Source organism: Erwinia oleae, assembly GCF_000770305.1.
GTDB classification, from domain to species: domain Bacteria; phylum Pseudomonadota; class Gammaproteobacteria; order Enterobacterales; family Enterobacteriaceae; genus Erwinia; species Erwinia oleae.
The window spans coordinates 22,913-34,854 of sequence record NZ_JNVB01000044.1; the positions used below are offsets into that span (position 1 = coordinate 22,913).

Annotated in this window: 8 protein-coding genes and 4 tRNA genes; 8 read left to right on the forward strand and 4 right to left on the reverse strand. The window is 56.4% G+C overall.

Annotated features, from left to right (window positions below; translation table 11 throughout):
• Positions 1–233 precede the first annotated feature (233 nt).
• Entirely contained in the window at positions 234–1,211 is a 978-nt protein-coding gene (gene epmA / locus GS12_RS14695; RefSeq protein WP_034911685.1) for an elongation factor P--(R)-beta-lysine ligase, read from the forward strand.
• A gap of 11 nt (positions 1,212–1,222) precedes the next feature.
• Here epmA and mscM read toward each other — a convergent pair whose 3' ends face one another.
• From mscM to rsgA, 3 genes are all read right to left on the reverse strand, one after another.
• Positions 1,223–4,561 (reverse strand): miniconductance mechanosensitive channel MscM, encoded by a 3,339-nt coding sequence (gene mscM, locus GS12_RS14700; RefSeq protein WP_084089723.1) that lies wholly within the window; start codon positions 4,559–4,561, stop codon positions 1,223–1,225.
• Positions 4,558–5,457, reverse strand: a complete 900-nt coding sequence (gene asd, locus GS12_RS14705; RefSeq protein WP_034948329.1) for an archaetidylserine decarboxylase — start codon at positions 5,455–5,457, stop codon at positions 4,558–4,560. Before asd ends, mscM begins: the two co-directional genes overlap by 4 nt.
• 76 nt (positions 5,458–5,533) lie before the next feature.
• Positions 5,534–6,595, reverse strand: coding sequence for a small ribosomal subunit biogenesis GTPase RsgA (gene rsgA / locus GS12_RS14710; RefSeq protein ID WP_034948332.1), 1,062 nt, complete (start codon positions 6,593–6,595; stop codon positions 5,534–5,536).
• A 92-nt stretch (positions 6,596–6,687) separates the two neighbouring features.
• Between rsgA and orn the strand changes: the two genes are divergently transcribed.
• The 6 genes from orn to GS12_RS14740 all read left to right on the forward strand — a co-directional run bounded on the left by orn (position 6,688) and on the right by GS12_RS14740 (position 9,015).
• On the forward strand, positions 6,688–7,233 hold the full coding sequence (orn, locus tag GS12_RS14715) for an oligoribonuclease (protein ID WP_034948336.1): 546 nt from the start codon (positions 6,688–6,690) through the stop codon (positions 7,231–7,233).
• Between the two features lie 170 nt (positions 7,234–7,403).
• Positions 7,404–7,479, forward strand: a tRNA-Gly gene (locus tag GS12_RS14720).
• A gap of 29 nt (positions 7,480–7,508) precedes the next feature.
• A tRNA-Gly gene (locus GS12_RS14725) sits at positions 7,509–7,584 on the forward strand.
• 31 nt (positions 7,585–7,615) lie between these two features.
• Positions 7,616–7,691 (forward strand) — tRNA-Gly (locus GS12_RS14730).
• 254 nt (positions 7,692–7,945) lie between these two features.
• Positions 7,946–8,734: a prepilin peptidase gene (locus tag GS12_RS14735; protein ID WP_034948339.1), complete on the forward strand. Its 789-nt coding sequence runs from the start codon at positions 7,946–7,948 to the stop codon at positions 8,732–8,734.
• A gap of 205 nt (positions 8,735–8,939) precedes the next feature.
• Positions 8,940–9,015 (forward strand) — tRNA-Gly (locus GS12_RS14740).
• A 311-nt stretch (positions 9,016–9,326) separates the two neighbouring features.
• Here GS12_RS14740 and queG read toward each other — a convergent pair.
• Positions 9,327–10,466, reverse strand: coding sequence for a tRNA epoxyqueuosine(34) reductase QueG (queG, locus tag GS12_RS14745; protein WP_034948342.1), 1,140 nt, complete (start codon positions 10,464–10,466; stop codon positions 9,327–9,329).
• Between queG and nnr the strand changes: the two genes are divergently transcribed.
• The coding region (gene nnr, locus GS12_RS14750) for a bifunctional ADP-dependent NAD(P)H-hydrate dehydratase/NAD(P)H-hydrate epimerase (RefSeq protein ID WP_034948345.1) at positions 10,465–11,942 on the forward strand (1,478 nt) is incomplete at its 3' end. The genes queG and nnr overlap by 2 nt on opposite strands.

The following is an 11,942-nucleotide window of genomic DNA, read 5'->3' on the forward strand; positions in this document are numbered from 1 at the left end:
AAAAAAGGAGTACCCCTTAATTTCCCAGGGGGATTAAGTATAAGGCTCTTCGTGCGGACGAAATTTGATGTGTTCAGGTATAGGGTGAAGAAATAAACAGAATAAACGCGATCGGCATCTGGTTTTTTTGTGTGAAATTCTGCCTGGCTGCGGCAGCGCGCGCGGAGATTAGTTTGTTTTCGCCTGGTGAGGTGGGTAGACTGCTTCACCCTGCTTACTGAGGAATCACCATAATGAGCGATACGGCCAGCTGGCTACCGAGCGCATCCATCCCGAATCTGTTGAAACGCGCGGCGATCATGGCGGAGATCCGGCGTTTCTTTGCCGATCGCGGCGTGCTGGAGGTAGAAACGCCGGCTATGAGTCAGGCGACGGTGACCGATATCCATTTGATTCCTTTTCAAACCCGCTTCGTCGGGCCGGGCGCGTCAGCCGGGCGCGATCTCTTTCTGATGACCAGCCCCGAATACCACATGAAGCGCCTGCTCGCGGCGGGAAGCGGCCCGATTTTTCAGCTGTGTCGCAGCTTTCGTAATGAAGAAGCCGGACGTCACCATAATCCTGAATTCACCATGCTGGAGTGGTACCGCCCGCACTATGATATGTACCGCCTGATGAACGAAGTGGACGATCTGCTCCAGCAGGTGCTGGACAGCGCGCCAGCGGAAACGCTCTCGTACCAGCAGGCGTTTCTGCGCCACGTGGGCATCGATCCCTTATCAGCCGATAAGGCGCAGCTGCGTGAGGCGGCGCAAAAGTTAGGTGAAGGCGAGCTGGCAAGCCGTGAAGAGGATCGCGATACGCTGCTGCAATTGCTGTTTATGATCGGCGTTGAGCCGCATATCGGCAAAGAGAAACCGGCCTTTGTTTACCATTTCCCGGCCTCTCAGGCGGCGCTGGCGGAGATCAGTACGGAGGATCATCGGGTCGCCGAGCGCTTTGAGGTTTACTTCAGGGGCATTGAGCTGGCGAACGGGTTTCGCGAGTTGACCGACAGTCGCGAACAACGCCTGCGTTTTGAACAGGATAACCGCAAACGCGCCGCGCGCGATTTGCCGCAGCAGCCGATTGATACGAATTTACTGGATGCGCTGGCGCACGGCCTGCCGGACTGCTCCGGCGTGGCGCTGGGCGTTGATCGTCTCGTTATGCTGGCGTTAAAGGCAGAGAGCCTGAGCGACGTCATTGCCTTTACCGTCGATCGCTGCTGATGGCGTGGCGGCTACAGGCCGCCTGATTTATAGGTGCGTACGGTCGGTGCGCTGTTGGCGGCAGGCGCGCCGCGCCCGACGGTTTCCATTCTGACCTGGAACGGCGGGAATGGCATCTCCAGCCCGTGCTCCTGATAGCCTCGCAGAATGAGCTGATGCAGTTCATGTCGCAGCGGCATCCGGTGTCCCATCTCCGCCGCATAAATGCGCAGTTCAAAAAGCTGAATCCCCTGCTGCAAGTCCACCAGCCACGCCTCAGGCGGCGGCGTATCCAGCACGTACTGGCAGCGCCGCGCGGCGGTCAACAACACCTCGGTCACCTGTTCGCTGCCCGCTTCGGCGGCGGCGGGAATGGTCAGCACCACGCGCGTGACCGAATCAGAGAGCGACCAGTTAACAAACTGCTCGGTGATGAAAGCCTTGTTTGGCACAATGATCTCTTTGCGATCCCAGTCGGTAATGGTGGTCGCGCGGGTGTTGATGCGCGTAATACTGCCGGTCAACTCGCGAATGGTGACGGTATCGCCAATGCGGATAGGCTTTTCAAAAAGAATAATCAGGCCTGAAATAAAGTTGGCGAAGATCTCCTGCAAGCCGAAACCCAGCCCAAGACCCATTGCGGCGACCAGCCACTGAAGCTTGGACCAGTCAACGCCAATCATAGAGAAGCCGGTCAGCCCGCCCACCAGGATCAGCACATATTTGGTCAGCGTGGTGACCGCGTAGCCGGTGCCGGGCGTCAGGCTGAGGTGCTGCAACAGCGCAAGCTCCAGCAGGGCCGGCATGTTTCGCACCAGCTGCGTGGTGATGAGCAGTACCAGGATGGCAATCAGCACCGATCCCAGCGTAACGGGTTGCAGACTCTCCACGCCGTGAACGGTGCTACTGGCGTCCCACAGCCGGATATTTTCCAGAAAGCCAAACGCTGAATGGATCTCCGACCACAGCACAATCACCGACACCAGCGCAATCAGCGTCAGGATTGAGCGCACAAGCCGCAGCGACTGGGCGCTGATGGCATCCAGATCGATGATCGGCTCATCAACGTCCACGTTCTCCGCGTTGAGGGCCTGCGCCGTGATCTCCTCTTCTCCTTTTGCGCGATGGGCCAGAATTTCTGCGCGGCGGTTACGGGCGCGGTCAAAGGCGATGCGGCGGCGCTGGATCAGCATCCAGCGCCGGATAATATGATAGATAACCAGCAGCAGGAACCAGATCGCCACCGAGGTTTCCAGCCTGGCGAGGAGCGCCTGCGCGGTTGCCAGATAACCGATGCAGCTGGCCAGCGCGGCAACCAGAGGAATGCAGATCAGCAGATTCCAGAAGACATTGTTAACAAAGTTTTCGCCGCTTCCCTCTTTGTCCAGATAAAGCGGGATGCCGGCGCGTTTCAGGCTGACGGTGACCACGCTCAGCGCGCCACAGATCAAAATGAAACAGACCCGACCAAGCGTGGCGGAATACTGGCGGTCATCGAGATTATCAAAGCTGATCAATAACATAATCAGCGGTACCACCAGCCAGATGGTAAGCGTATAGAAACGCATGGCGCGCGCGACGCGCGCTTGTGGCCAGCGGAAGTGGACGATAAACAAACCCTGCTTGCGGGCAAATGCGGCGCTGATCATAAACGCCCACAGTAACGGCACGGTGGCGGTGACGCCGTCGCCGATGGCAACCGCAACCGGCCACGGCCAGGCATGTTGCAGGCCATAGCCCAGCGCCATCCACAACACCGGCAGCGGTAGCGCCACCAGGATCGACCAGAAAACGGTGCGCATCGTTAACCCGAAGCGATCCTGCGTCACCTTACCGACTCTGCTGGCGGAGCGGGCAAGAAAATCGCGATAGTGTCGGCGGGAACTGATGCTGAGGACAACCAGCAGCAGCGCGCCCAGCACCGGCAGCACGGTTTCACGGCTGGTAAACATCATGACCATCGCATTGCCAAGCTGGCCGAGCGTATCCAGTGAGAGAAGGCTTTTCAGATCGCGCACAAAATCAACAGGAAAGCTCAGGCTCAATGCGTTAACGTCCGCCGTCCAGAACAGGTAACGGTGGGTCGCTTCTTTGACCTCGTTCAGCGCATCCACCAGTTGCCCGTTCGAAACCTTCAGTTTTGTCAGTTCCAGAATCAGGTTGTCGCAACCGGAGAGCAGCGAGCCAATCAGCTCGCGCTGGGTTTTGAGCTGCGCATCAAGCACGCGCCGCTGATCGACGGTGAGCGCGCTGCCGTCATCCTGCTTAAGCTGGCGAAGCTGCTGCTGTCTTTCCAGAAGATCTTCATAGTGCAGCCGCTGCACGCGCAGCTCAGCCAGTTCACTGTCTGACTGCTGAGGCTTTGGCATATCCGGCAGACGCGCCACCTGAGCGCGCAGCGCTTCGCCGAGCACGTTTGATACGCCAAGCCACTGTGACTGTTCGCGAAGCGTGCTCAGCGCCTGACGAACCTGAAGCGTCTGATTAACGGCGGTACGCTGCTGCGACGCCACCAGATCCATCCGCTGCGCCTGCATGTTAAGGGCCGAGGAGAGTTCGCGGTTCACCCAAAACTGTCTGCTGATCCCTTCCGGCAGCTCGCCGCTGTTTTCCGCCAGTTGCTCGGTACGCGCCAGGGCAATTTCGGCTTCGCGCTGGCGACGGCTGTTGAGCTGATTGCGCAGATCCTGAAGATAGCCGTCCAGTTGAGAAGCCAGCCGCTGATGCACTTCACTGCGCATCCGCGCCAGCTCCTGGCGGTTATTGGCCGAAAGCTGCGCCAGTTCGAGTTCATCGACACGCGCCTTCTGCGCGGCGGACTCCGCCTGGCGAACCAGACGTTGCGCATGCGCCAGCGGCGTGGCGGCTTCCGGTTGGCCCTGAAGCCTGCGCTCGCTGTCATTCAACGCGCGGCGGGCTTCGGTCTGCTGCTGCGGCAGCTGACTGAGCGAGTCGCTGATTTCACGGGCGCGCTCCTGCTCCTGCTGCGCCTGGCGGCTCTCTTCAAGAAGCTGGCTGCTGACCTGAAGGATCTCCTGATCCAGTTCAGACGCGGTCATGGTGCTGCGAACGGTTTTTGGATTCTCCGTCAGCGAGGCGATCTGCTGGCGCAGTTCGCGCGAGAGTTTGGGAAAATCATCAATAATGCGCTGATAATCCTGCGCGTTAGCAAGCGACTTTTTTTGCTCGTCCAGCGCGCTGAGCGCCGCCTGGAAAGCATCAACCACTGCCGCCTGATCCGCGATGTTTTTATCCGATTTCGCCTCTTCAAGCTGCTGCCTGATCTGCGAAGCATCGGGTGCGCTGGCGCCCCAGGCGGGCTGGAGCAGCAGCGCGAAAACAACAGCGAGGATCAGACGTATTGGGATCATGGGTGATGTAAAACTTCTTCCGCGCTGGTTTTTTGATGCGCAATCGCCAGCGTCTGACCGAGGCGGGTCACGGTTTCCGGCGTCAGGCTCTCTGCCAGCATCACTTTATCCGGCGCAAAGAGATTGATCACCGTCGAGCCCAGCTTGAAGCGGCCCATCTCCTGACCTTTCAGCAGCACTACTGAACCCTCTTCATCGGCACCCGGCCAACTCCAGCGTTTAATCACGCCTTCGCGCGGTGGCGTGATGGTACCGGCCCAGGCCGTTTCGATGCTGCCGACGATGGTGGCGCCGACGAGGATCTGCGCCATCGGGCCGAATTCGGTATCGAAGAGGCAGATAACGCGTTCGTTGCGGGCGAACAGGTTGGGAATATTTTGTGCCGTCAGGGGATTAACGGAGTAAAGGTCGCCCGGCACGTAGATCATTTCACGCAGGATGCCGTTACAGGGCATATGCACGCGGTGGTAGTCGCGAGGCGCAAGATAGACGGTAACGAATTCGCCGCCGCGAAACATCTCAACCATCGTCGCGTTACCGGCCAGCAGCGCTTCCAGCGTATAGGTATGGCCCTTGGCCTGGAAAATGCGATCGTCTTCAATGTGGCCTAACTGGCTGATTGCGCCGTCTGCGGGCAGCACCAGCAGGTTCGGATCGGTTTCAAGCGGGCGCGCATCATCGCGCAGCGGACGAACAAAAAAGTCATTGAAGGTGCGATAGCTGGCGGTATCCGGCTTTTGCGCCTCTTTCATATCAACTTTATAGAACCAGACAAAGAGATCGATAACGGCTTTTGTCAGCCAGCCGCCGCGCTTGCCTGCGCCCCAGCCAGCCAGTTCAGTCAGAGCCTTTTTCGGTAATAGATGATTAAGTCCGAGTTTTATACGATCTAACACGTTAGCCTCCGGGCTGATTGCAAAGTAGAAAGGGGGCGGATTGTATCAGCGCCCCGGTAATTAGGCTATGCACCCGTCAGTCACTGCTTTCGGAAAAATTACGGCGCGTTTTCAGCTGCATATCAGACATGCTGTCCAGAATGCGGTGATAGCTTTCAAAGCGCGCTTCATCAATCTCGCCATTGTTTACCGCTTCGCGAATGGCGCAGCCGGGATCGGTATCGTGTTTGCAGTCGCGAAACTTGCAGTGGCCTAAAAATTCACGAAATTCGACAAATCCCTGGGTGATTTGTTCCGGCTCTAAATGCCATAAACCGAATTCGCGCACGCCCGGCGAATCGATCACGTCGCCCCCGTGAGGAAAGTGGTAGAGCCGGGCGGCAGTGGTGGTGTGCTGCCCAAGCCCCGAGACGTCGGAAACGTCGTTGGTGAGGATCTCATTGGTGCCCGGTTCCAGCCCTAGCAGGGCATTCAGCAGGCTGGATTTCCCCACGCCAGACTGACCGGCAAAAATGCTTATGCGGTCGGTCAGTTCGGCTTCAAGCGCCGCCAGACCCTGCCTTTCATAGCTGGATACCATCAACACGCGATAGCCGATGCGGCGGTAAATATCCATCTGCTCATCAACAAACGCGCGGCCTTCATCATCGAGCAGATCGGTTTTGTTCAGAACCAGCAGCGGCTCGACGTCCAGCGTTTCGCTGGCAATCAGGTAGCGATCGATAATATTCAACGACAGTTCCGGCAGAATGGCGGAGACAATCACTATCTGGTTGATATTGGCCGCAATGGGTTTTACGCCGTCGTAGAAATCGGGGCGGGTGAGTACCGACGTGCGATCGTGAACCGCTTCGACGATGCCCTTTACGGTAGCGCCGCCTTCCTGACCGGGGCGCCAGCGCACGCGATCGCCGGTAACGAGCGAGCGGATGGTGCGACGGATGTTGCAGCGATGCACTGAGGCATCGGCATCTTCCACGTCGGCATGCATACCGAAACGGCTGATGACCACGCCGTCACGCGCTTCGCCAAACAGGCTGTCATCCGGCTCAGGTTTGTCCGCGCGCTGCCTGAGGCGGCGCTGGTGATTAGCACTAACGCGACGTTGCTGACCTTTCGACAGTTTGTTTTTGCTCACTCTTCCTCACACGGTTTGACAGGCTTCGCCCTGACAGGGCAAAACGTCTATGATACACCCTTACGTATTATATAAGCCACGGCGAGGAACCCATGAGCGCAAATGCCAGTAACCTGATTTGGATTGATCTTGAGATGACCGGGCTGGACCCGAAGCAGGATCGTATTATTGAGATCGCCACGCTGGTTACCGATTCAAACCTTAATATCCTCGCGGAAGGGCCGGTTCTGGCCGTTTATCAGACCGATGAGCAACTGGCGCTGATGGATGAGTGGAACGTGCGTACCCATACCGGCAGCGGGCTGGTTGAGCGCGTGAAGACGAGCCAGCACAGCGAGCGCGCTGCTGAGCTGGCAACGCTTGCGTTTTTAAAGCAGTGGGTGCCTGAAAACAGTTCGCCCATCTGCGGCAACAGTATCGGTCAGGATCGTCGGTTTCTTTTTAAATACATGCCTGAACTGGAAGCGTATTTCCACTATCGCTATCTTGACGTGAGCACGCTGAAAGAGCTGGCGCGTCGCTGGAAACCAGAAATTCTGCCAGGCTTCAAGAAGCAGGGCACGCATCAGGCGATGGACGATATTCGTGAGTCAGTGGCTGAACTGGCCTACTATCGCGAACACTTTATTCAGCGTTGATGGGTGAAGGTTGTCCGGCTGCTGCTTAAATCAGCATTCTGTCGTTTTAAACAGCAGTTGAAGGGGCGGCGAAAAAAATTACGCTCAGAGACTTGCAGCGAAAAGTAATTTTCGTATAATTCGCACCCCGTACCGGAACACAATTGTCGCGGTACGCGAAACGCCGTTAAGCGGGAATAGCTCAGTTGGTAGAGCACGACCTTGCCAAGGTCGGGGTCGCGAGTTCGAGTCTCGTTTCCCGCTCCAAAGCGTTACAGCACGGTATCAAACAGTTTGCGGGAATAGCTCAGTTGGTAGAGCACGACCTTGCCAAGGTCGGGGTCGCGAGTTCGAGTCTCGTTTCCCGCTCCAAGATGATTACCGTGCGGCATTAAACAGTATTGCGGGAATAGCTCAGTTGGTAGAGCACGACCTTGCCAAGGTCGGGGTCGCGAGTTCGAGTCTCGTTTCCCGCTCCAGATTACAGATGCGTGCCTTTGACGGCATGCAGCGCTTTTAAGGAGCTTCGGCTCCTTTTTTGTTGTCTTTTTTTAGCTTTTACTTCCTCATTTTCCAGCCCGTCTCGCAAAAAACATTGCAACGTTTTAAACACTGCTCGGTTTGTCTGAAGAGATCCCGCACGGCCTGCTTTTACCGTTTCGCCCGATGCTTCACCGATGCTAGCTTCTCGTTTCACTGTATGGATACGATGATGAGAGGGAATATGCCTTTGATGGAAACAGTTGTATCACCGCTAACAGGATGGGTTGCGCTAACGCTGGCAGGACTGTGTATCGGCAGCTTTCTGAATGTGGTTATTTATCGGTTGCCGTTGATGATAGCCCGAGGCGATAACGACACGTTACCGCCCCTGACGCTGTTTCGTCCGGCCTCGCATTGTCCCGCGTGTGGCGTTCCGCCCGGCTGGCTGGCGTTGATCCCTGTATTGAGCTGGTGGTGGCTTAGGGGAAAGTGCCGCCACTGCGCCATACCGATACCGGTAAGATATCCGTTGACCGAGGCCGTCACGTTGGCGATAACGCTTTTTATCGGTTGGCTTCTTCCGCCGGGCGGTGAACTGGTTGGCATGCTGATTTTTAGCTGGCTGCTGCTGGCGCTGGCGGCAATTGACGGCATGACTTACCTTCTGCCGGACGCGCTTAACGGCCTGCTGCTGTGGAGCGGTCTGCTATTCACCCTATGCTACCAGCGCGACGCACTGCCGGATGCGATAACAGGCGCGGCGGCAGGTTATTGTGTTTTGCGGCTGTTTACGACGATTGTTAGCAACATGTCAGGTAAAATCTGTATGGGGCAGGGCGACTTTAAGCTTACCGCTGCGCTGGGTGCCTGGACAGGCTGGCAGAATTTACCTCTGCTGCTGCTTATCGCCTCATTATGTGGCATCTCGTGGGCCCTCGTCGCCAGAGGCGTATTCGCCAGAAAACTGTCAGCTCCCATACCTTTTGGGCCGCCGTTGGCGTTAAGCGGCTGGCTGCTGGTTATTTACGCCAGATTTTGAATCCCGGGAAGCCTAAAGGCGCCATGTGTTGAATTTTCCACGTTGTGACCGGTGCCCTCAGGTCGGGTGAAAAAGATCTTGTCATCGTCAGGCAATGAGTCCATAATGCCTCCCATTCCAAGGCGAAGCACTTATAGATTATTATAAATCAATGAGTTAGCTCACTCTCCGATTCTGGAATAGCGTAAAGAATCTGTACCAAAAAGCGGGAATAGCTCAGTTGGTAGAGCACGACCTTGCCAAGGTCGGGGTCGCGAGTTCGAGTCTCGTTTCCCGCTCCAAATTTTCTTCATCATCAGTTCAATCTAACATTTATCCACAGCAGCATGCTTGTTGCCCGCTGGCTTTTCCTCTGATGCCAAAATGTTTATAACAGACTTATCCACAGGATACGTTGTAATACATTCATTTTCACCGATATGTGCAAATCTGAATAAAAATAATAATCCATTGTTATTTAACGATATTTTAATATTACAAAGTATGAGCAGAACCGCTTGCGCTTTTTGTGACGATTGAATGACAACGATTTTTTATTTTTATCAACAGCGTGTGGACAACTTAATGGTCAGCAAACAGGCATGTTTGTTATTCAGGTGTCACGTGGTAACCCTTTTTCAACCGCACGCACCAGACGTTTATGTTGTGCGGGCGTTACCTCAATAGCATTTTGCTGCCTTTTCTCACGCTGACGCGTCAGTGCCCACTCAATATGTTCATCCAGCATGGCGTTTTCGCCGTGACGAGCCGTCAACACATCTACCGCTTCCTCCGACCAGGGCGCATTGCCCAGTGCAACCGCGATATTGCGCAGCCAGCGCAGATGGCCAATCCGCCGGATGGCCGAGCCTTCCGTAACTCGTAAAAACGTTGCCTCGTCCCAGCGAAAAAGAGCGGTTAACGGGGGGGCATGCAGCACCGCACGCGGGCTGAAATCGTCTTCGTCGGTAAGCTGACCATAGCGATTCCATGGGCAGATTAACTGGCAGTCGTCACATCCATAGATTCTGTTGCCAATCAACGGCCTGAACGCTTCAGGTATAGCGCCTTCCAGTTCAATCGTCAGATAGGAGATGCAGCGTCGTGCATCGACGGTATAAGGCGCGACGATAGCACCCGTCGGACAGGTGGTGATGCAGGCAACGCAGCGTCCGCACTGTTCCGTCTGCGGTGCGTCAACGGGCAGTGGCAGGTCAATCAGCAGTTCGCCGAGGAAAAACCATGAACCGGCTTCACGATTGAGGATGAGCGAGTGCTTGCCCGTCCAGCCCAGCCCGGCTTTTGCAGCCAGCGGCCTTTCCAGTACCGGTGCGGAATCGACGAAAGGTCGAAACTGCACGCTTTCGCAGCGCTCACGGATCAAATCGCCGAGCTTTTTTAATCGATTACGCAATACTTTATGGTAGTCACGCCCCAGCGCATAACGGCTGACATAGCCCAGTTGAGGATTTTTTAAGGTGCTGGCAAAGGCGGCTCTGGCCGGCAGATAGTTCATTCGCACGCTGATGACCCGCAGCGTGCCGGGCAGAAGTTCATGAGGTCGTGCGCGCATCATGCCGTGACGTGCCATCCAGTCCATCTCGCCGTGATACTGTTTGTCGAGCCATGCCTGAAGCCGCGGTTCTTCCGGGCTGAGATCGGTATCGCAGATACCGACCTGCTGGAAGCCGAGCGTCTGCCCCCATTTTTTAATGTCGAGGGCGAGTTGATTGAGATCGAGAGGATGCGACATGAATAACCTGAACCCGCTAAAAAACCCCGCCAGTTTACCCTATTCTGTCTGGCCTGTAGAGGCGATAAAACAGCTTGAACAACAGGGGGCCGACAGCCTTGGCATCACGTTGTTTGAACTGATGCAGCGCGCAGGAGAAGCTGCTTTTGCAAAAATCCGCGCGCTGTGGCCTGCTAAAGAGCACTGGCTGATCCTGTGTGGGCACGGCAACAACGGCGGCGACGGTTTTATTGTGGCGCGCCTGGCGCAATCCGCCGGACTGACGGTCAGCGTTATCGCCTGCGAAGGCAGTAAACCGCTGCCGGAAGAGGCACAGCAAGCGCGCGATGCCTGGCTGGCGGCTGGCGGAACCCTTCACGATCCTTCCGCGCCCTGGCCGGAAAAAGTGGAGGTTATTGTTGATGCTCTGTTAGGCGTCGGGGGCAATCGTGCACCTGAGGAACCTTACAGGGCGCTGATACAGCAGGCTAATCAGCATGCTGCGCCCGTGTTCGCAGTAGACTGCCCGTCCGGGTTAGTGGCCGCTAACGGAACGACGCCCGGCGAAGTCATCGTTGCTGACCATACGCTTACCTTCATCGCACTCAAACCTGGCCTGCTCACCGGTAAAGCCCGCGACGTGACAGGCACACTGCATTTTCATGCGTTATGCCTCAATGCCTGGCTTAACGGGCAGATCGCGCCCGTTTCGCGCTTTGACGCCACGTCGCTCAGCCGCTGGCTGAAACCCCGAAAACCCACTTCGCATAAAGGCGATAACGGTAAGCTGGCGATTATCGGCGGCGATCACGGGACGGCGGGTGCGATATGCATGACCGGCGAAGCCGCATTACGCGCGGGCGCAGGGCTTGTGCGAGTACTCACTCACAAAGATAATATTACGCCGCTTGTCACTGCCCGACCCGAACTGATGGTGCAGGAGCTGACCGCCAACGCTATTGATGATGCGCTGGAGTGGGCCGACGTTATCGTGATCGGACCCGGGCTTGGCCAGGGAGAATGGGGTAAAAAAGCGCTGCAAAAGGTAGAAAATTCTCAGAAACTGATGCTGTGGGATGCTGATGCGCTTAACCTGCTGGCAATCAGGCCGGAGAAACGTCAAAATCGAATTATCACGCCTCACCCGGGCGAGGCCGCGCGTTTACTGAATGTTAAAGTCAGCGAAATTGAGAGTGACCGCTTACATTCAGCTCAACAGTTAGCAAAGCGCTATGGCGGCGTGGCGGTATTAAAAGGCGCGGGCACGATTATCGCCAGCGCAGACGGTGAGACAGCTATTGCCGATGTAGGCAACGCGGGAATGGGCAGCGGCGGGATGGGTGATGTGCTGTCGGGTATCATCGGCGGATTATTAGGCCAGAAGCTCTCGACGTATGAAGCGGCCTGCGCCGGATGCGTGGCTCATGGCGCTGCCGCAGAGGCGGTGGCGGAAAGCTACGGTACACGCGGAATGCTGGCCACCGATCTGTTTTCAAG

Excerpts from the sequence above, each read along its gene's own strand:
- epmA (WP_034911685.1), top strand. The coding sequence starts at position 234 with ATGAGCGATACGGCCAGCTGGCTACCGAGCGCATCCATCCCGAATCTG.
- mscM (WP_084089723.1), bottom strand. The coding sequence starts at position 4,561 with ATGATCCCAATACGTCTGATCCTCGCTGTTGTTTTCGCGCTGCTGCTC.
- orn (WP_034948336.1), top strand. The coding sequence starts at position 6,688 with ATGAGCGCAAATGCCAGTAACCTGATTTGGATTGATCTTGAGATGACC.
- GS12_RS14735 (WP_034948339.1), top strand. The coding sequence starts at position 7,946 with ATGGAAACAGTTGTATCACCGCTAACAGGATGGGTTGCGCTAACGCTG.
- queG (WP_034948342.1), bottom strand. The coding sequence starts at position 10,466 with ATGTCGCATCCTCTCGATCTCAATCAACTCGCCCTCGACATTAAAAAA.